The organism is Microbacterium sp. NPDC087589 (assembly GCF_044743635.1).
Lineage (GTDB): Bacteria > Actinomycetota > Actinomycetes > Actinomycetales > Microbacteriaceae > Microbacterium.
The window spans coordinates 151,581-170,443 of record NZ_JBIUWV010000005.1 but is presented as its reverse complement, the minus strand read 5'-3'; the positions used below and the strand labels follow the sequence as shown (position 1 = coordinate 170,443).

Below are 18,863 nucleotides of genomic sequence, written 5' to 3'. Positions count from 1 at the left end.
GCACCGCAAAGGCGCGATACGGAAGCGATAGTGACCCCGCATCCGCCGAGCGATGCGATAGTGACCCCGCACGTAGTGCCCGAAGGACGCGAACGACCCAAGGACGCGACCGACCCAAGGAGCGCGCCCGCCCCACGGAGCACGACCGATCGGCAGGGCCCGACCGGGCGGGTTGCCCGCGTCACCGCGCCCGAACGGCATCCCCCATCGCGGCGAACGCCTCATGCAGGATCGGCCGCGGAGTCGCGAACACGACGCGCACGAAGTCCTCATACCCGCGTCCGAGCAGCGCGCCCTCGGTCAGCACGACGCCCGCATGCTCTCGGAAGAACGCGGCGGGCGGGCCCTCGATCCCCAGCGCGCTGGTGTCGATCCAGCCGATGTAGGTCGCGTCCGGTTCTCGATAGATCGCGCCGGGAAGATGCTCGGCGACGAGCGGTCCCAGAAGGCGTCGCGATTCGGAGAGATACGCGAGCACCCCGTCGAGCCACGGCTTGCCCTCGCGATACGCCGCGGTCGAGGCGACCACGCCTAGCGTCGCTGCGCCATGCTGCACCGAGAACCCGAACCGGCGATACAGCTGCTGGTCGGCATCGTTCGACGTGATCAGCTGTGCGGTCTTGAGCCCCGGGATGTTCCATGCCTTCGACGCGCTCGTGCCGGTGATGGTGTGCGCGGCCGTCGCCTCCGACACCGACGCATACGGGATGAAAGGCCGACCGTCGAAGCGCAGCGGCGCATGGATCTCGTCCGCGAACACACGACCACCGTGGCGCTCCACGATCTCGGCGAGCGCCTCCAGCTCGGATCGCTCGACCACGGTTCCGGTCGGGTTGTGCGGGTTGCAGAGCACGAGCGTGCGGGCGCCGGCGGCGAACGCTTCGTCGATCCGCTGCAGGTCGTGATGCCAGCGTCCGTCGACCTCGACACCCGGGATCTCGATCACCGGATGTCCGAGCGTCGGCAGATATGTCAGAAACGGCATATATGCGGGAGTCGGCACGATGACCGGCGATCCGGCGGGCGCATACTCCTCGACCGCCACGCGCAGCGCGGCCATCACATCGGACACCGGATGCACGCGGTCGGGGTCGAACGACCAGCCGTACTCGTCGCGCATCCACTCTGCGGTCGCCTCACCCAACCGTGCCGCGAGCGGCGGAGACAGGTATCCGAGGTTCTCCTCATCGATCGCTCGGTGCATCGCATCGGCGATCACCGGCGCGACACCGAAGTCCATCTCGGCGACCCACGCACCGATGCGCCCGGGGTGCAGGCTCCACTTGCGGCTCTCAGGCCGATCGAGGTCGAATCTGGTGCGAGAGTCGAACGGATGCGGGTCAATGCGCGTGCGGTCGTCGGTCATGGTGCGCCGTTCACACTGCCTGACATCGAACGGCGGCACCGACGGAACGGAGGCTCACACGATCACTGTCGCAGGACGACGGCGGACAAGCTGCCGACCGATACGGCCTGGAATCAGTCACGGATACTCCTTCATTGCGCGAGCTTCCACACTAGAGACGACGCTGTGATCTCGCGATTCTCGTTTCTGTGGGTGACGGTCGCGATGTGCTTCGCCCCCCAAGGACGGCGGGATCGCGTCAGCCGGCGAACGCGATCCCGCTCGCCGCGCGCACCAGGGCCGCGTTGTCGGGAGCCGGTCGGCCGTCGGGCAGTACGAGGGTGTCTTCGAGCCCTATGCGCGAATCGAGACCGAGCGCGACGGCGAGAGTGAACGCCGGCCATGCTGACCGCAGTTCTCCGTGCAGCAGAATCGGGATGCTCGGTTCGTCGAGCCGAACATGCGCGATCAGTCCCTCCCCGTGGCGTCGGACGACCTCGGCGGCCTCATCGGGCAACTCGATCAGCACGCGTGCACACCGTCGACGGACCGGTGACCGACTCCAGGCCTCGAGGCCGGTCGCGTCCCAGATGCCCGCTTCGACGGCGACACCTCGGCTCAGCAGCAGTTCGGCCACGCGATCAGCACCTGTCTCATGCCAGTTCACCGACGCGTAGTCGGGGAGCTCGGTCCACTCGGCGATGGATGCCAGGCGTGCGTCGACATCCGGGGTGATCCATGCTCCGGTCGTCACACCGATCGGCACGCCGGGACAGGCTGCGCGCAGCGCCCCCACCCAGCTCGCGACATCGGCGGTGCTCAGCGAATCCCGGCCCTCGGCATCCTTGGGGTGCACGTGGATCTCCTGCGCACCGGCTGCCACCGCTCTCGCCGCATCGGTGGCCGCAAGCGTCTCATTCGCGCTCAGCCCCGGATGCTCGGCGACGTCGCGCGCTCCGTTGAGACACACCTGCAACAGCATCCGTCGCTCTTCACCGCCCGCGGAATCGGCTCCTGTCGCCATCAGTTCATGAGGTCGCGGGGGTGCCAGTCGTAGAGGGAACCCCTGTCGGACGGACCCTCTTCGGTGCGTACGGTATGTGCGACCTGGCGTGCGGCTGCCGCACCGCGACCGACCCGCACGGCTTCGTCTTCGGTCTCGAAGCTCGCCCCCAACGTGCGGGACTCGCCCTCGATGCGGTTGAACCAGATCCCGTCGCGCTGGAACGTCTCGATGTCACCTGAAGCCATGTCCATCCTTTCGATCTCCCTCTTTCATACCCGGTGAGTCATACACGGGACGAGGCCCTTGACAGTCTCGTCCGCCGACGCTCGGTCGCTCCAACGAGGTGCGCCGACCGGATCACGCAGCGGGCCCCCTGCGCGTGAGCCGTATCGCTGAACTCGCATACGCCGCACCGATCAGCAGCAGGACGACTACTGAGACCCTGCCCGGCACCACCAGCGGCGGAGACCACGAGCTGAACGCCGCGAACGTCGCCTGAGCCAGGAACATCGCAGACAGCAGCCCGCTGGAGAAGGGAGCAGCCGTCATCTGCCACCAGGGGCGCGGGGCAGTCGTCTCCCCGGCGCCTCGGAACACCCTGGCCGTGAACACCACGAGCGCCGTCACCGCGAAGAGCATCCAGGCGGCGCCCCACCAGGGGTTCACGATCAGCAGGGCCACACCGATCATCGGCATCAGGATGACAGCGGCGACCACGATGCCCGCCTGGGCCGATGGGGTGGAGATTCGCATGCGGGTGCCTTTCGATTCGCCGCTTCGGAAGGAGCGTAGCCACGTGGAGCTCCGATCTCCACGTCTGCACCAGCTCGTACTCCCGCATCCCGGAATGGAATGAACGCCCCTACAAGCCTCCATCCACCATCGCGCGCCGACGTCAACCCCGATGACGACGGGCGGCCAACCGATATACAGTCGCGTGATGCATGACCCGGATGCATCGGCAAGGAGCAAGTGATGACGCTGGAAGTGGTGTCGCCGACGGCGGCGCTCCTCGACGGACGGTACCTGTTGCATGACCGCGTCGGGCAGGGCGGCATGGCGACCGTCTATCGCGCCGAGGACACGCACCTCGGACGCATCGTGGCGATCAAGATGATCCACGAAAGCACTGGCCCGGTCGCGTCGATCGAGCGCGCTCACACCGAGAAGGCGCTGCTCGCCTCACTGAGTCACCCCTCGCTCGTGACGTTGTACGACGCCCAGCTCACCCCCGGGCGCCCCCAATACCTCGTGATGGAGTTCGTCGACGGACCGACGCTCGCCGGGCGCATGGCGGAAGGCCCCCTGCCTCCGCGAGACGTCGCTCGCATCACCCGCGACCTCGCCGAGGGACTCGCTGCGGTGCACGCGGCGGGAATCGTGCACCGCGACGTCAAGCCGTCGAATGTGCTGCTGGCACGGAGCCGCTTGCGCCGCCCTGTCGCCGCGAAGCTCGCCGACTTCGGCATCGCCTGCTCGATCGAGGACACTCGGCTCACGACCCCGGGGATCGTGCTCGGCACACTCACCTATATGGCGCCGGAACAGCTGCGCGACGCCGACCCCGGCACTCCGGTCGACATCTTCGCGCTGGGCCTGGTCGTGCTCGAGGCCCTTTCGGGTGAGACCGGGTATGCCGCGCTCGGTTCCGGTCGCGCCGCGGCGATCGCCCGGCTCTCGCAAACGCCGACGATCTCCGAGACGGTGCCCGAGGAATGGCGCGACCTGCTGACTCACATGACGCGGCTCGAGCCCGAAGAGCGGCCGACCGCGGCCGAGGTCGCACGCGCCGCGCGAGGTCTACTGCGGGGCTACGTGACGGACGACAACGGCTCCGCGGTCGCTGCGGCGGCTGCAGCCATCGTCGCGTCGGCCGGGGCGGACTCGGCCGCCAGAGCGACGGCAGCGGATCCCGGCGCGGAATCGCCCGACGGCTCGACCGCAGCGGCAGAGTCTGCAGCACAGCGACCGGATGCCGTCGGCGTTGCGACCGGGCCTGATGCAGGGCGATCGGATGCTGTCGGCGCGTCGCCGACCGGAGCGACAGCCGTCCTCCCGGCGAGAGGCGTCACTGCGGCCGTCGGTGTCGCCGCCGCGACTGATGCCCCCGCTTCACGCACCCGTACGAGAACCCGCAATCGCGTGCTCGCCGGCGCTGCCGGACTGGTCGCGACCGGGGCGATCGTCGTCGGACTTGCGGCCTTCACCGCCCCTGCATCCGCCGAGCTGTCGAGAACGGCTTCTTCGCCAGTGGTCCGAGTACCGGCCCAGACGACACCTGAGGACGTTCCCGCGGATACGCCTGCGGCCCCCGTTCAGGTCGTCACCGAACCCGTGGATTCGGCGCACAACGGGAACTCGGGCATTGACGGCAACTCGGGCCAGAACGGCAACAGCGGCAACGCGGGCAATGACGGCAACAGCGGCAGCACGGGCAATGACGGCAACAACGGCAACTCAGGCGACAAGGGCAATAAAGACAACCCCGGCAAGGGCGACAAAGGCGATAAGGGCAAGGGCGGGACGGGCTGAAATCCGGTGCCGTGGCCCGGCTCACCCTCTCCCGCCGTTCACAACTCAGGACGAACGCGACGATTCTGCGCGACAACGGCCCTTTGAGGCCGCTTCGACGCAGTCCTTCCTGAGTTGTGAACGACAATCGGCTCAGCCCGCTTCGATGCCCCCCCCCCCCGTTCACGGTCGTCGGCCCGCCCGCCCTCGCGGACGCCGCAGCCGCCCTCGCCGCTCGCTTCGCCGCCGCATCCTGACCGGCGCGATCTCGCATAGCGCTCCTCGGGTGGTCAATAGCGCATCGCATACTCGAGATTCGGATGCCTTTTCGACCACCCGCCGCGCAGAAGACGCCTTTTCGACCACCGAACCTCGACACGGAAACCTCGCTTCGCCGCCGCATCCTGATCGCCGATCGACCGACGATCGACCGGCGATCGACCGGGGCATCCCCCGGTAGACTGGCCATGCCCCGCCGGCCCCTCATCTAGGAGTGCGCGTGACCACCGCCCCTGCACCTGCCCACAAGCACGTCCCCGACTCTGTCGAGAACGCCGCCGCGACTCCGGAGAAGGAACAGCCCTACGCAGCGCTGGGCCTCAAGGATGACGAGTACGCCCGCATCAAGGAGATCCTGGGCCGCCGCCCGACCTCCGGCGAGCTGGCGATGTACTCCGTGATGTGGTCGGAGCACTGCTCCTACAAGTCGTCGAAGAACTACCTGCGCCGCTTCGGCCAGAAGGTCTCCGACGAGATGAAGGAACGCCTCATGGTGGGCATGGGCCAGAACGCGGGCGTCATCGACGTCGGCGAGGGCTGGGCCGTCACCTTCAAGGCCGAGTCGCACAACCACCCGAGCTTCATCGAGCCGTTCCAGGGCGCGGCCACCGGCGTCGGCGGCATCGTGCGCGACATCATCTCGATGGGTGCCCGCCCGGTCGCGATCATGGACGCGCTGCGTTTCGGCGCGATCGATCACCCCGACACCGCCCGCGTCGTGCACGGTGTGACCAGCGGCATCAGCTTCTACGGCAACTGCCTGGGCCTTCCGAACATCGGCGGCGAGACCGTCTTCGACTCCGTCTACCAGGCCAACCCGCTCGTCAACGCGCTCGCGGTCGGCGTGCTGCGCCACGAAGACCTCAAGCTCGCCAACGCCACCGGCGTCGGCAACAAGGTCGTGCTGTTCGGCGCCCGCACGGGTGGCGACGGCATCGGCGGCGCCAGCATCCTGGCATCCGACTCGTTCGACAGCACCGGCCCCACCAAGCGCCCCGCGGTGCAGGTGGGCGACCCGTTCGCCGAGAAGGTGCTCATCGAGTGCTGCCTCGAGCTGTACCGCGACGAGCTCGTCGAGGCGATCCAGGACCTCGGTGCGGCCGGCATCTCGTGCGCCACCAGCGAGCTCGCGGCCAACGGCAACAGCGGCATGAAGGTCTCGCTCGACAACGTGCTGCTGCGCGACCCGTCGCTCACGGCCGAGGAGATCCTCATGTCGGAGTCGCAGGAGCGCATGATGGCGATCGTCGCCCCCGAGAAGCTCGACGCGTTCCTCGCGGTCGTGCAGAAGTGGGATGTCGAGACGTCGGTGCTCGGCGAGGTCACCGGAGACGGCCGCCTCATCATCGACTGGCAGGGCGAGCGCATCGTCGACGTCGACCCCTCGACCGTCGCTGTCGACGGCCCGGTCTACGACCGTCCGGTCGCATACCCGACGTGGATCGACGCACTGCAGGCGGATGCCGCCGAGAACCTGCCCCGCTCGAACGACCCCGAGGTGCTGCGGGAGCAGTTCCTCAACCTGGTCGCCTCGCCGAACCTCGCCGACACCCGCTGGATCACCAACCAGTACGACTACTACGTGCTCGGCAACACGGCCCTCTCGTTCCCCGACGACGCCGGCATGATCCGCGTCGACGAGGAGTCGGGCCTCGGCTTCGCGATCTCGACCGACGCCAACGGCCGCTACTGCCAGCTCGACCCGTATGCCGGTGCGCAACTGGCCCTCGCCGAGGCGTACCGCAACGTCGCCGTCACCGGCGCGGTGCCCACCGCGATCACCGACTGCCTGAACTTCGGCTCTCCCGAGAACCCCGAGGTCATGTGGCAGTTCGGGCAGACCGTCGACGGCCTGGCCGACGGATGCTACGAGCTGGGCACCCCGGTGACCGGCGGCAACGTCTCGTTCTACAACCAGACCGGCGACGTGCCGATCCACCCGACCCCGCTCGTCGGCGTGCTCGGCATCATCGACGACGTCTCGCGTCGCATCCCGTCGGGGTGGCAGGACGAGGGCCAGAACATCTACCTGCTCGGCACGACCTCGACTGAGCTCTCGGGCTCGGCGTGGGCCGAGACCGTGCACCAGCACCTCGGCGGACTGCCCCCGAAGGTCGACCTCGCGGGCGAGAAGCGCCTCGCGGGTCTGCTCGGCGCGGCTCGTGACGAGTGGCTGATCTCGTCGGCGCACGACGTGTCGGAGGGTGGCCTCGCACAGGCACTCGCCGAGGGCGTCTCGCGCTTCGGCGTCGGCGCGCGCGTCTGGCTCAACGAGATCATCGAGCGCGACGGGGTGGATGCCGCATCCGCTCTCTTCTCCGAGTCGACCGGTCGCGTCATCGTGACGGTTCCGCGCGAGGACGACGTGAAGTTCCGCGGACTCTGCGAAGGCCGCGACTACCCGGTGATGCGCATCGGCGTGACCGACTCCGAGGGCGCGAAGCTCGAGGTGCAGGATGTCTTCACGGTTCCCGTCGCCGAGATCCGCGAGCGTTCGCAGGCCACTCTTCCCGCAGCCTTCGGCCCCACCGTCAGCGAGCCGGTCAGCGCATGAGCGGTGACGGTCTGAGCGAGGACTACGGCGATCTCGGCGAGAAGCGCAATCGTCGCCTGCGCATCATCGCCTGGAGCGTCATCATCGCGCTCATCCTCGGTGGCGGCGGCGCGACCGTCATCACGCTGATCCTCGGCTGAGGCCGGTTCCCCTCCTTCCCTAGCCCTTCCCCCGGGTCCCCCTGCCGGGCACCTTCTGCCCTGCCCTTTCTGCCCTGCCCTTTCTGCCAGGCCCCTTCTGCCGGGCACAACTTCGGAGCGCACGGACGGAGCCGGTGACCCACGTCTCCTCGACCGTGTGTCGTGCGCGCGGTCCGAATCCGTGCCCGGCCAGGCTTCGCTGTCGTCTTCTGCACCGGCATCCATGACCTGGACTTCTCCACAGCCCCCGTGAATCGGCGCCCGAATGTAGGCACCCCCGCGAAGGATTCGAAGCATCACAGATCCAAGGGGGATGCCATGACCGAAGCCAAACTCGACCTGATCGCCAAGCTGCTGGCGAAGGCTGAGAGCACGACGCCAGAAGAGGCCGAGGCTCTGACCGAGCACGCCGAGCGACTGATCGTGAAGTACGGGATCGAGCAGGCGCAGATCGACGAACGACGGGGACTCCTGGGGCAGGCGCAGGAGCAGATCGTCACCGAGCGGATGCTGTTCCGCGGCGTCTACGCGAAAGACCTGCGCGAGATCGGGATCGGTGTGGCCAGAGGTCTCGGCGCCGTGCGACCGCTCCTGGCCGAGTATCCGCCGATCGCCGGACTGCTGCTGGTCGGCCACTCGTCCGATGTCGCTCAGGTGCAGACGCTGACCGCAAGTCTCCAGGTGCAGGCGATGGTCGCGATGCGCAGCTGGTGGCTCGAGCACCGCCACTTCTACGTCGAGCAGCGCGAAGGGGTGAAGCGGCGTGGGCGCAGCGGGTTCCTCCGCGGCTTCGCCGCCGGCGCGATGAGCCGCATCGAAGGGAGTCGCCGCGTCACCGTCGAAGAGAGCAGCCCTGGCACAGAGCTCGTTCTCGCCTCTCGCCGGAGCCGCGTCGATGCGGCGGTCGACGAGATGCACACCTCGCACGCGAGACGTCGACGCACGGCGGATGCCGGCTCGTGGTCGCACGGACATCGTTCGGGGCGGCAGGCGCAGACCGGTGGCCGTTCGGTGGCGGCGGGATGACCACGTATCGGTGCGACGTCTCCGACGTGTGCCCGGCGTCGTGCGCGCGCTACGCTGCGCAGATGGACGAGTCCGGATCCTGGTTTCTCGGCGGAGCATCGGCCCTCGGGGCGTCGATGCTGATCCTGCCGACCGAGCAGCCCGAATGGTGGTCGATCCTGACCATCGTCGTGACATTCGCCGGCTCTGCGGTGATGTTCATCCGAGGTTCAGTGGACTGGCGTGCCGCACGACGCAGGGCAGCCACCTGCACGGGGTCGCCGCCGACGTGATGGCGGAGTGCCTCGGCGGTCGCCGTCAGCGCGCGAAGAGGAACCGAGTCAGCCGCACGATCGAATCGGGGTCATGGTGCTCGCGACCCAGCGACTCGACGATGATCGCGCCGAGAATCGCTCTCCCGAGCTGTTCGACGGGCGCGTCCTCAGCGAGCTGCCCGTCGCGGATGCCACCACGGATGCGCTCCGTCAGGTACTTCTCGACCCCCAGGCTCTCACCGAGGTGCGCTCCGACTCCTGCATCCTCCGTCGCCGCTGCGACCAGCGATCGGAGAAGGGCTCCGCCCTCGGGCGCCTCGAGGATCGAGAGCACGCTGCGCAGCCAGGTCTCGACGTCTGCGGCGAGGTCTCCGGTGTCGGGAACGACGAAGTCGACGGGAATGAGTCGGCCTTCGGCGAGGCATTCACCGATGAGGGCTCCACGCGACGGCCACCACCGGTAGATGGTCTGCTTGCCGACGCCCGCCTCTTTCGCGATCCCCTCGATCGTGAGCCGGTCGTACCCCTGATTGTGGAACAGGCGAGAGGTCGCGTAGAGGATCGCCTCACGGGCAGCCGTGCTGCGCACAGGTCCGCTTCGATGCTCGTTCACCACACGTTCAGGATAACCACAGAACCCTAGACGATACGCACCGTATGATCTATTCGTCTGAAGGAGATCGTTTTGGCTTCACTGCTGTTCCGCCTAGGTTCGTTCGCTGCACGCAAGGCGTGGACGGTGATCGTCTCGTGGGTCGTCATCCTCGGCCTGGGCGTCGGCGCGTTCCTCACGCTCGGGGGCACGCTGAGCAACAGCTTCGACATCCCGGGCACCGCCTCGGGCGCAGTCACCGACCAGCTCGCGGAGAAGCTGCCCGACACAGCGGGCGGCACCGGCACGGTGGTCTACCAGACGACCGACGGCTCGGCCTTCACCGAGGAGCAGAAGCAGGAGATCTCGCAGCTCGCGATGAGCGCCGAAGATCTCGACGGCGTGGCGTCGGTGATCGATCCGTTCGACGCCCAGCAGCAGCAGGCCGATCAGGAGCAGGAGCTCGCTGACGGCGAGGCGCAGATCGCCGATGGTCGGGCCCAGCTCGATGCCGGCCAGACGCAGCTCGATGACGGCCGTGCGCAGCTCGACGCGGGTCTCGAGCAGCTGACCACCGCGCGGGCGCAGGCGGAAGCGGGTGGTGCTCCCGCTGAGCAGCTCGCGGCACTGGACGCACAGATCGACGCCCTGAATGCGCAGGCCGCCGAACTCGACGCGCAGCAGACGACCATCGACGAGTCACGTGCCGAGCTCGACACCAACGCCGAGCAGGTCGAGCTCGGATCGACCCTGCTCGACCTCACGAACGGCATCGGCGTCGTCTCCGATGACGGCTCGACCGCGATCGTCAACGTCTCGTTCGAAGACCCCCGCCTCGAACTCTCCGAAGAGGTCAAGCAGGGCACGATCGAGCACTTCGACTCGTCTCCGATCGATGGCGTCGAGGTCAACTTCGGCACCGACATCGCGCAGGGTGTCCCCGAGATCTTCGGCGTCGGTGAGGCGATCGGCCTCGCGTTCGCGGCCATCGTCCTGATCGTGATGCTCGGCACGCTCATCGGTGCCGCGCTGCCGATCGTCACGGCAGTCGTCGGCGTGGGCGTCGGCGTGACCGCATCCCTCGCCTTCTCAGGTGTCGTCGACATGGCATCCGTCACCCCGGTGCTGGGAGTGATGCTGGGCCTCGCGGTCGGCATCGACTACTCGCTCTTCATCGTGAACCGGCACCGCAAGCAGCTGCTGAACGGCGTCCCGGTGAGGGAGTCCATCGGCCTCGCCACCGGCACCTCGGGCACGGCCGTCGTGTTCGCCGGAACTACTGTGATCGTGGCACTGCTCGCCCTCAACGTGACGGGTGTGCCCTTCCTCGGCCTCATGGGCACGGTCGGTGCGGTCTGCGTCGCGGTCGCCGTGCTCGTCGCGATCACGCTCGCCCCCGCCATTCTCGGACTCGTCGGCACACGCCTGCTCAGCGGCAAGGCCCGTGCGACGATCGGGCAACCCCACGCCGCAGGCAAGCCCGTGAAGCAGATGTCCACGCTGCGCGCGATCGTCACCGTGCTCGTCAGCGTGATCGCGCTGCTGATCGTCGCGATCCCCTCGATGTCGATGCGCCTCGGCCTGCCCGACGGCGCAAGCGAGCCCTCCGACTCGACCAGCTACCGCGCGTTCCACGTCGTCGACGAGCAGTTCGGCGAGGGTGCGAACGGGCCGCTGCTCGTCACCGCGACTCTCGACGACGCGGTCAGCGACGACGATCTGCTCGCCACACAGGTCGAGATCGCCCAGACTCTCTCCGACCTGTATGACGTCGTCGGCGTCGCTCCGATCGCGGCCTCCGACGACAACACTCTGCTCGCGTTCCAGGTGCTTCCCGCCGAGGGCCCGAACAGCGCCTCCACCGAGAAGCTCGTGCAAGACATCCGCGCATTGCCTCAGCTCGATGGCGGTATCACTCTCGGCGTCGCCGGCCAGGCGGCCACGAACATCGACATCTCCGAAGCCCTCGCCGGCGTACTGCCGCTCTACCTGGTGGTCGTGGTCGGGCTCTCGCTGCTCATCATGATCGTCGTGTTCCGCTCACTGCTCGTGCCTATCATCGCGACCGGAGGGTTCGTGCTCTCGCTGTTCGCGACGTACGGCCTGATCGTCGCGGTGTTCCAGTGGGGTTGGGGCGCCGAGATCATCGGTCTGCACAGCACCGGCCCGATCCTGAGCTTCCTGCCGGTGATCCTCGTCGGCATCCTGTTCGGGCTGGCGATGGACTACCAGCTGTTCCTCGCGTCGGGCATGCGCGAAGCGTATGTGCATGGAGCCTCAGCGCGGGATGCCGTCGCTCAGGGCTTCCGGGCCGGTCGCTCGGTCGTCGTCGCCGCGGCGCTCATCATGGTCTCGGTCTTCGGCGGGTTCATCTTCTCGGAGTCGACGATCATCCGCTCGATCGGCTTCGGACTCGCGTTCGGCGTGCTGCTCGACGCCTTCGTCGTGCGGATGCTGCTCATGCCCGCCCTCATGCACCTGCTCGGCCGTTCGGCCTGGTGGCTGCCGCGGTGGCTCGACCGCATCCTCCCCAACGTCGACATGGAAGGTGCCGCACTCGAACGCGACCACCCCGGCGTGCGCACGGACACAGTCGTGGTCGTGCCGAGCTCGGGGGCCCCGGAAACGCGCTGATCGCCACGCCGACCGGCCACGCTGACGCCACCCCGGCACGGCACGGCACGGCACGGCGCGCTGCCGCCACGGCACGGCACGCTGCGCCACGGCACGGCGCGCTGATCGTCACGCCGGCTGGCGACGCTGACCACGGCACGGCACGCTGATCGTCACGCCGGCTGGCGACGCTGACCACGGCACGGCACGGCGCGCTGACGGCACGGCACGGCACGCTGATCGTCACGCCGGCCGGCGACGCTGACGCCACCCCGGGCAAGGCAGGCTTCGAGGTGCTCGACGGACGCGCGCGGGGCGGCGCACATCCGGGCGAATGACAGGCTCATCACGGGGTGGCTGAGGCTGCTGCACGCTCGACGCCAGGTTGGCTGATCGAATCCCGGATGGCTGGACGGATCACCCCGATTCGGCCGCCATCCGGGAATCCGTCCGCCGAACGCACCCACCAGCCCAGCCCGCACACTGACATGCCCAGCTCACGAATGCAGGCCGGAATCCGGGGTTCTCGACCTACAACCGGGATTCGAGCATGCAAGTGTGCACGGGGTTCGGATGGCCGGTCGTATCCCGGATGGCTGACGGAATCACGGCGATTCGCCCGCCATCCGTGAAACAGCCAGCCGGATTCGACGAACCGGCGGGGGTGGCGGATGCCGGGTCACACGACCATCCCGCGCCAGATCACCTCGACGGCCGCCCTCAACCGGGCGGCGACTGCCGGGTCGTCCATACGGTCGCCGCGCACGACGATCTGGTAGTACGCGGTGCCGGCGATCGCGTCGAAGCACGCGTCGACGTCGAGATCCGGTCGCAACTCGCCACGCGCGATCCCTGCTCGCAGCGCGTTCAACAGCGGCACCCGCCTCCGCGACACATGCGATTGCCAGTACGCCTTCTGCAATGCGCGGTCTGACATCACCAGCCGGATGCGCTGACGGAAACGTTCCTCGGCATATCCGGATGCCGCGACCGACAGAGCCACTCCGTTCTCGCCGAGCCCGAGCCCGTCGAACAGTGCATCGCGAAGATCGACATCGTCCGGGTACTCCGGCGGCACCATGCGACCGACATCGAGCGCTGCGGCGATCAAGGTCGTGAGCGACGGCCATCGGCGGTACAGCGCCGCCCGACTCACTCCGCTCCGCGCGACAACGCGGCTGACCGTCACGTCCTCCCCCGCATCGATGATCTCGAGGGTGGCGGCGACGATCAGACCGTCCATGTCTTCATCCCGCGGACGACCCGGCCGACGGCGAGCAGCAGCAGCAGCTGCACCCGTCGCGTCCAGCGTTCCGGTCGCAGTTCGTGTCGGCTCCATGGGGTCCGAAGCGGCACCAACTGCAACCGGAGCGGCGGCGGCGGCCGCACCACCACGACCCTCGCGCGCGACCCGAGCGTCCAGATCGACGGTCGTCACGCGGCGAGCGCCCGCTCGCGAAGACGCCCGATCGTGGCATCCGACAGCCCGGCCGCTCGCAGCGGCGCGAGAGCATCGCCGTGCTGTGCGCGAAGCGTGTCGAGCAGGGTGCGCATCGACACCTCCATCGAGCCCTCGAGCAGCGCCGAGCTGGCACCGGCGGCATCCGCGTCGAAGCCGAGCGCCTTCCACATCGCGCCCATCACGGGCGCGGTGCGCTGCATGATCGCGACCATGTTGCCGCCGGTGAGGGCGTAGTCGGCGACGATGTCGTCATCCGCCGCTCCGAGTGCGAGCAGCAGCATCGCCGCCACCACACCGGTGCGATCGCGCCCGGCTGCGCAGTGGAACGCCGCGGTTCCCGGGGTGTAGGCGATCACGTTCAGCGCGGTGACCAGCTGCGGCGCGGCAACCTCGACCATGCGCAGGTACATGCGCCCCATCGTGTCGTGGCTGAGCTCGGGGGCGTCCCGGTTCATCGACTCGCCCACATCCGCGATGAGCGGCAGGTGGTGGTAGGCCACCGGGTAGTCGCCGAGCGGCCCCCGACCGGTGACCGACACCTCCAGCGGCGAGCGCAGGTCGATGATGGCGGTGAGGCCCGCACCGACCAACTGCGAGGCGACGTCGGTCGTGACGTATGCGAGGTCATCCGTGCGGATCGCGAGTCCCTCGCGCAGCACACCGCCATCGATCGGGATTCCGCCGAGGTCGCGCAGGTTGACGGGGGCGCTGAGCACGAGGTCGATGTCTGCGATGGTCATGTGATTCTCCTTCGGATGAGGGCACTGCCCTGGTCGATCGCCGTGACGAGCACGATGATGCAGATGATGATGGCGCTGAGGTGGCCGTAGTCGTACATGCGCATCGCGGTGGTCAGTTCGAGGCCGATTCCACCGGCGCCGACGAGACCGAGGATGGTCGCGCCGCGCACGTTTCCCTCGAACAGCAGCAGTGTGTAGGAGGTCAGCAGTGGTGCCGACTGGGGCAGGATGCCGTACTGGATGACCTGTCGCTTCGAGGCGCCGACGGCCTCCATCGCGACGACGGGTCCGCGGTCGACCTGCTCCATGGCCTCGGCGAAGATCTTGCCGATCGATCCGATCGACCCGAGGGTCATGGCCAGGATGCCGGCGAACGGGCCGAGTCCGACGGCCGACACGAACATGAGCGCGAACACGAGGTCGGGCACCGAGCGGATGATGTTCATCACCCAGCGCGTCGGGTAGTAGACCCACTTGGGTGCGATGTTCGACGACGCTCCGAACGCGGCGAACAGTGACAGCACGGCGCCGAGCACCGTGCCGACGACCGCCATCTGGAACGTCTCGAGCAGCAGCGCGAGGATGGTGCCGATCTTCGAGAAGTCCGGCGGGAACAGCCGCGACAGGAACTCGCCCATGTTGACGGCGCCGTCGCCCAGCTTGATGAAGTTGAACTCGGCGCCGTTGAACGACCAGAGCAGCAGCAGCGCCGCGATGGGCAGACCGATCAGGAACCGAGCGCGCGGGATGCGGAAGGCGCGCTCCAGACGCGACCGCTCGGCAGCGTCGAGGGTGGGGCGCGTGGTCGCGCGGTCGGACCCGGTGCCCGCGCGTCCGCCGGCCGAGCCACCGGCCGAGCCACCCGTCGGTCCGCCGGTCGAGCCACCCGTCGAACGGGGATCAGTGGTGAGCGTCATCGTCGTGCTCCTCGTCGTCGTAGAGCGGCGAGAGCGCCGCGGCATCCAGCTGCGATGTGGCGCCGGCGACCAGCATCCGTCCGTGTCGCAGCCCGATGATGCGATCGCTGTGCGCGAGCGCGAGCGGCAGCACGTGCAGGCTGACGAGCACCGGGATGCCGTCTTCAGTGGCGATCTCGCGCAGCAGTTCGAGCACCGAATCGGCGAGCTTGGGGTCGAGCGATGCGACGGGCTCGTCGGCGAGGATCACCTTGGGCTGCTGCATGAGCGCCCTGGCGATCGCGACGCGCTGCTGCTGGCCGCCCGAGAGCGAGCGAGCGGGGGCGTTCGCCTTGTGCGCGATGCCGACCCGGTCGAGCAGCTCAAGCGCGCGGCGTCGATGCGCACTCGAGAAGCCGCCGACCAGGTTGATCGCGCCCGCCCCGTGCAGGGCACCCGCGAGCACGTTCGTCATGACGCTGAGCCGCGGGATGAGGTTGAACTGCTGGAACACCTGGCCGACGTCCGACCGCAGGGTGCGCAGCTCGCCCCGGGCAAGGTTGGTGACGTCGTGGCCGGCAACCCTGACGGATCCCGCAGAGATCGGTGCGAAGCCGGTGAGGCTGCGCATGAGCGTCGACTTGCCCGACCCCGAGGCGCCGAGCAGCGCGACCATCTCGCCGGGGAACAGGTCGAGATCCACGCCGTCGAGCACCGTGGTGGTGTCGTACGCGACGCTGAGGTCGCGAACCGACACGCGCGGCAGAGTCTGGCGCAGCTCGGCGGTGGAGGTGCGGGCGGAACCGACGGTCGAGGCCGGGAGGGCGGATGCCGCGGCATCCGCCCTCATCAGTGAGGGGTTCGTCACTTGAGGTCCTTCAGCTCGACGCCGGCGACCGCGGCGATCTCAGCGAACGACTCGAACGACGATCCGTCGGGGTCGGTCGTCTGCGGGGCCGCGGCGAAGGATCCGTAGGCTCCGAGGGCCTCGGCGTTCTCGGGCGAGAAGACCTCGGCGATGCCGTCCTGGATGAGCTTGCGAGTCTCGTCGTCGAGCGACTGGCGGCCGAGCACCGCACCCTGGATGTCCATTGCCGGGCTCTCACCGACCGCGCGCCACTCCCCGTCGGCGAAGGGAAACATCGGGGCGCCGAGTTCGGTGAGCATGACGGCGGTGCAGGCGGCATCCACCTGTCCCTGCTCCAGCGCCGCGAAGCTGCCCTCGTGGCCGCCGGCGAAGATCGCCTCGTAATCGGTTCCCTGCTCGAGACCTGCCTCGTGCAGCATGTACACCGGCATGAAGTAGCCCGAGCTCGATGCCTGGTCGGCAAAGGCGACGGTCTTGCCCTCGAGGTCCTCGACGGTCTCGATCGGCGAATCGTTCAGCACCACACAGGTCGAGACCGGCTTGCCATCACCCTGGAAGGCGACGAGTGCATCGACCTCTCCCGTGTTCACGGCGAGCGCCGAGGGGAAACCGCTCATGATGCCGATGTCGACGTGGTCGGCGCGGATCGCCTCGACGACGCTCAGGTAGTCGGGCACATCGGTGATCTCGACGTCGCGGCCGGTGGACTCTTCGAGCAGCTCGGCGAAGACCTCGATCGGGTTCTCGGCGGTGGGGTCGTCGCCGACGGGAAGCGTCGCGATCGTGATGGGAGCGTTCGGGTCGGCGGGAGCCGCTTCGGCGGTCGGGCTCTGGCAGCCGGTGAGGGCGAGGGCGGCGAGGCCGAGGAGGCCGACGGCGGGCAGGGTGAAGCGGCGCATGATGACCTTTCGGGAGGAGATGTTCCCGAATTCCGAGAACATGAGTATTCCAACTCGCGAAGGTGACAGGGAATTACGAGACCGCCGTACTCGAAACGGAACGCTGAGTGAACGGCTGGTGTCGGTGACCGGGCCGGATGTCGGAACCCCGGCCTAGAGTGTGCGGATGACCTCGGATGCCCATGCTCGCCTCGAACAGCTGCGCGCCCAGGCGGCAGAGCGAGTCGCGGCGACCGGGGCCGCCCTCGCCGAGTTGATGCACGACCGGGAGGGCTCGAACGACGACGACGAGCACGACCCCGAGGGCGTCACGCTCTCGTCGGAGTGGTCACGGCTGACCGGGCTCGCCGAGGCGGCGGCATCCGAACTCCGGCAGGTCGACGATGCGATCGCTCGGTGGGATGCCGGCGCCTACGGCCTGTGCGCGAACTGCGGACGACCGATTCCGCAGGCTCGTCTCGAGGTCCGTCCGTTCGCCACACACTGCGTCGCCTGTGCCGAGAAGCTCGGGCTCTGAGCCCGCGACTCGACAGCCCTACCCGGCGACGACCTCGGCGATCGCCTGGCCCAGCTCGACCGTCGTGGCGGTGCCGCCGAGGTCGGGGGTGAAGGGCGCGGCATCCGCTCCCCTGCTGAGCACATCTTCGATCGCGCCGAGGACGGCGGCTCCGGCATCCGGGTATCCGAGGTGCTCGAGCATCATCGCGCCGCACCAGATCTGGCCGATCGGGTTCGCGATGCCCTGACCGGCGATGTCGGGCGCTGACCCGTGCACCGGCTCGAACAGGCTGGGGAACAGGCCCTCCGGGTTGATGTTGGCGCTCGGTGCGATGCCGATCGTGCCGGTGCAGGCCGGGCCGAGATCCGAGAGGATGTCGCCGAACAGGTTGCTCGCCACGACCACGTCGAACCAGTCGGGATGCAGCACGAAGTTGGCTGTGAGGATGTCGATGTGGAACTGATCCCGGCGCACGTCGGGGTAGTCGGCACCGACGGCGGCGACCCGCTCGTCCCAGTAGGGCATCGAGATCGAGATGCCGTTGCTCTTGGTCGCGGAGGTGAGGTGCCCGCCGCGCTGCTGCGCCAGATCGAACGCATACCGCAGCACCCGGTCGACACCGGTGCGGGTCATCACGGTCTCCTGCAGCACGAACTCCCGGTCGGTGCCCTCGAACATGCGGCCGCCGATCGACGAGTACTCACCCTCGGTGTTCTCGCGCACCACGTAGAAGTCGATGTCACCCGGTTCGCGGCCGGCGAGCGGCGAGACGACCCCTGGCATGAGGCGGCACGGCCGCAGGTTCACGTACTGGTCGAACGCCCGGCGGAATTGGATGAGGCTGCCCCACAGGCTCACGTGATCGGGCACGACATCGGGCCAGCCGACCGCGCCGAAGTAGATCGCATCGAATCCGCTGAGCGTTTCGAACCAGTCATCCGGCAGCATCTGCCCGTGCTTCTGCCAGTACGCGGCGCTCGCGAAGTCGAACTCCTCGAACTCGAGGGCGATGTCGAAGCGGGATGCCGCGGCCCGAAGAACCCGCAGCCCCTCGGGCATCACCTCGGTGCCGATGCCGTCGCCGGCGATCACGGCGATGCGGTGCGTGGTGGTCATGGGGTTCCTTCCGGTGGGGCGATTGGTGATTGCGGTCGCAGTTCGTGTCGCTTCACGGGCGTT

General features: G+C 68.4%; 18 protein-coding genes. 7 read left to right on the top strand and 11 right to left on the bottom strand.

All coding sequences use genetic code 11. The features are described 5' to 3' along the window. Window positions 1-181: 181 nt before the first annotated feature. The 4 genes from ACIOU8_RS12485 to ACIOU8_RS12470 form a co-directional block, all read right to left on the bottom strand. A complete protein-coding gene (locus tag ACIOU8_RS12485) occupies window positions 182-1,366 on the bottom strand; it encodes a MalY/PatB family protein (RefSeq protein ID WP_400789877.1) in 1,185 nt (394 codons plus the stop codon). Between the two features lie 238 nt (window positions 1,367-1,604). Then, the gene (locus tag ACIOU8_RS12480; RefSeq protein WP_400789875.1) at window positions 1,605-2,369 is read right to left on the bottom strand and encodes a 3-keto-5-aminohexanoate cleavage protein; all 765 of its coding nucleotides are present in this window, start codon (window positions 2,367-2,369) and stop codon (window positions 1,605-1,607) included. Beyond that, window positions 2,369-2,596, bottom strand: a complete 228-nt coding sequence (locus ACIOU8_RS12475; protein WP_400789872.1) for a DUF2188 domain-containing protein — start codon at window positions 2,594-2,596, stop codon at window positions 2,369-2,371. The genes ACIOU8_RS12480 and ACIOU8_RS12475 overlap by 1 nt, the downstream gene beginning before the upstream one ends. A 112-nt stretch (window positions 2,597-2,708) precedes the next feature. Beyond that, window positions 2,709-3,104: a hypothetical protein gene (locus ACIOU8_RS12470; protein ID WP_400789869.1), complete on the bottom strand. Its 396-nt coding sequence runs from the start codon at window positions 3,102-3,104 to the stop codon at window positions 2,709-2,711. A gap of 222 nt (window positions 3,105-3,326) precedes the next feature. On the opposite strand from ACIOU8_RS12470, the gene ACIOU8_RS12465 reads away from it, so the two are divergent. The 5 genes from ACIOU8_RS12465 (at window position 3,327) to ACIOU8_RS12445 (ending at window position 9,133) form a co-directional block, all read left to right on the top strand. Then, the gene (locus ACIOU8_RS12465) at window positions 3,327-4,883 is read left to right on the top strand and encodes a serine/threonine-protein kinase (protein ID WP_400789866.1); all 1,557 of its coding nucleotides are present in this window, start codon (window positions 3,327-3,329) and stop codon (window positions 4,881-4,883) included. 478 nt (window positions 4,884-5,361) lie between these two features. Then, window positions 5,362-7,695 carry a phosphoribosylformylglycinamidine synthase subunit PurL gene (gene purL, locus ACIOU8_RS12460; protein ID WP_400789863.1) on the top strand — a complete coding sequence of 778 codons (2,334 nt, stop codon included), beginning with the start codon at window positions 5,362-5,364 and terminating at the stop codon, window positions 7,693-7,695. After that, window positions 7,692-7,835 (top strand): hypothetical protein, encoded by a 144-nt coding sequence (locus ACIOU8_RS12455; RefSeq protein WP_181164282.1) that lies wholly within the window; start codon window positions 7,692-7,694, stop codon window positions 7,833-7,835. The genes purL and ACIOU8_RS12455 overlap by 4 nt, the downstream gene beginning before the upstream one ends. Before the next feature lie 318 nt (window positions 7,836-8,153). Then, on the top strand, window positions 8,154-8,861 hold the full coding sequence (locus ACIOU8_RS12450; RefSeq protein WP_400789860.1) for a DUF2786 domain-containing protein: 708 nt from the start codon (window positions 8,154-8,156) through the stop codon (window positions 8,859-8,861). 62 nt (window positions 8,862-8,923) lie between these two features. Beyond that, window positions 8,924-9,133, top strand: a complete 210-nt coding sequence (locus tag ACIOU8_RS12445; RefSeq protein WP_400789858.1) for a hypothetical protein — start codon at window positions 8,924-8,926, stop codon at window positions 9,131-9,133. 25 nt (window positions 9,134-9,158) lie between these two features. On the opposite strand, the gene ACIOU8_RS12440 is transcribed toward ACIOU8_RS12445, so the two are convergent. After that, window positions 9,159-9,728, bottom strand: coding sequence for a TetR/AcrR family transcriptional regulator (locus tag ACIOU8_RS12440; RefSeq protein ID WP_400789855.1), 570 nt, complete (start codon window positions 9,726-9,728; stop codon window positions 9,159-9,161). Between the two features lie 72 nt (window positions 9,729-9,800). Between ACIOU8_RS12440 and ACIOU8_RS12435 the strand changes: the two genes are divergently transcribed. Next, complete coding sequence (locus ACIOU8_RS12435; protein ID WP_400789852.1) at window positions 9,801-12,341, top strand: MMPL family transporter; 2,541 nt, start codon at window positions 9,801-9,803, stop codon at window positions 12,339-12,341. Between the two features lie 658 nt (window positions 12,342-12,999). Here the strand turns inward: ACIOU8_RS12435 and ACIOU8_RS12430 are convergent. The 5 genes from ACIOU8_RS12430 to phnD form a co-directional block, all read right to left on the bottom strand. Continuing rightward, on the bottom strand, window positions 13,000-13,563 hold the full coding sequence (locus ACIOU8_RS12430) for a TetR/AcrR family transcriptional regulator (protein WP_400789849.1): 564 nt from the start codon (window positions 13,561-13,563) through the stop codon (window positions 13,000-13,002). 191 nt (window positions 13,564-13,754) lie between these two features. After that, window positions 13,755-14,522 carry a tyrosine-protein phosphatase gene (locus ACIOU8_RS12425; RefSeq protein WP_400789847.1) on the bottom strand — a complete coding sequence of 256 codons (768 nt, stop codon included), beginning with the start codon at window positions 14,520-14,522 and terminating at the stop codon, window positions 13,755-13,757. Further along, complete coding sequence (gene phnE, locus ACIOU8_RS12420; RefSeq protein WP_400789844.1) at window positions 14,519-15,439, bottom strand: phosphonate ABC transporter, permease protein PhnE; 921 nt, start codon at window positions 15,437-15,439, stop codon at window positions 14,519-14,521. The genes ACIOU8_RS12425 and phnE overlap by 4 nt, the downstream gene beginning before the upstream one ends. After that, the gene (phnC, locus tag ACIOU8_RS12415; RefSeq protein ID WP_400789841.1) at window positions 15,423-16,286 is read right to left on the bottom strand and encodes a phosphonate ABC transporter ATP-binding protein; all 864 of its coding nucleotides are present in this window, start codon (window positions 16,284-16,286) and stop codon (window positions 15,423-15,425) included. Before phnC ends, phnE begins: the two co-directional genes overlap by 17 nt. Continuing rightward, window positions 16,283-17,185: a phosphate/phosphite/phosphonate ABC transporter substrate-binding protein gene (gene phnD / locus ACIOU8_RS12410; RefSeq protein WP_400789839.1), complete on the bottom strand. Its 903-nt coding sequence runs from the start codon at window positions 17,183-17,185 to the stop codon at window positions 16,283-16,285. The genes phnC and phnD overlap by 4 nt, the downstream gene beginning before the upstream one ends. 166 nt (window positions 17,186-17,351) lie before the next feature. Here phnD and ACIOU8_RS12405 point away from each other — a divergent pair, with 166 nt between their 5' ends. Then, window positions 17,352-17,702, top strand: a complete 351-nt coding sequence (locus tag ACIOU8_RS12405; RefSeq protein WP_400789836.1) for a TraR/DksA family transcriptional regulator — start codon at window positions 17,352-17,354, stop codon at window positions 17,700-17,702. A gap of 18 nt (window positions 17,703-17,720) precedes the next feature. Here the strand turns inward: ACIOU8_RS12405 and ACIOU8_RS12400 are convergent, their stop codons facing one another. Continuing rightward, on the bottom strand, window positions 17,721-18,800 hold the full coding sequence (locus ACIOU8_RS12400) for a tartrate dehydrogenase (RefSeq protein WP_400789834.1): 1,080 nt from the start codon (window positions 18,798-18,800) through the stop codon (window positions 17,721-17,723). Window positions 18,801-18,863: the final 63 nt, after the last annotated feature.

Coding starts and splice junctions, on each gene's coding strand:
- ACIOU8_RS12485 (WP_400789877.1), bottom strand. CDS start 1,366: ATGACCGACGACCGCACGCGCATTGACCCGCATCCGTTCGACTCTCGC.
- ACIOU8_RS12480 (WP_400789875.1), bottom strand. CDS start 2,369: ATGGCGACAGGAGCCGATTCCGCGGGCGGTGAAGAGCGACGGATGCTG.
- ACIOU8_RS12475 (WP_400789872.1), bottom strand. CDS start 2,596: ATGGCTTCAGGTGACATCGAGACGTTCCAGCGCGACGGGATCTGGTTC.
- ACIOU8_RS12470 (WP_400789869.1), bottom strand. CDS start 3,104: ATGCGAATCTCCACCCCATCGGCCCAGGCGGGCATCGTGGTCGCCGCT.
- ACIOU8_RS12465 (WP_400789866.1), top strand. CDS start 3,327: ATGACGCTGGAAGTGGTGTCGCCGACGGCGGCGCTCCTCGACGGACGG.
- ACIOU8_RS12455 (WP_181164282.1), top strand. CDS start 7,692: ATGAGCGGTGACGGTCTGAGCGAGGACTACGGCGATCTCGGCGAGAAG.
- ACIOU8_RS12450 (WP_400789860.1), top strand. CDS start 8,154: ATGACCGAAGCCAAACTCGACCTGATCGCCAAGCTGCTGGCGAAGGCT.
- ACIOU8_RS12445 (WP_400789858.1), top strand. CDS start 8,924: ATGGACGAGTCCGGATCCTGGTTTCTCGGCGGAGCATCGGCCCTCGGG.
- ACIOU8_RS12430 (WP_400789849.1), bottom strand. CDS start 13,563: ATGGACGGTCTGATCGTCGCCGCCACCCTCGAGATCATCGATGCGGGG.
- ACIOU8_RS12425 (WP_400789847.1), bottom strand. CDS start 14,522: ATGACCATCGCAGACATCGACCTCGTGCTCAGCGCCCCCGTCAACCTG.
- phnE (WP_400789844.1), bottom strand. CDS start 15,439: ATGACGCTCACCACTGATCCCCGTTCGACGGGTGGCTCGACCGGCGGA.
- phnD (WP_400789839.1), bottom strand. CDS start 17,185: ATGCGCCGCTTCACCCTGCCCGCCGTCGGCCTCCTCGGCCTCGCCGCC.
- ACIOU8_RS12405 (WP_400789836.1), top strand. CDS start 17,352: ATGACCTCGGATGCCCATGCTCGCCTCGAACAGCTGCGCGCCCAGGCG.
- ACIOU8_RS12400 (WP_400789834.1), bottom strand. CDS start 18,800: ATGACCACCACGCACCGCATCGCCGTGATCGCCGGCGACGGCATCGGC.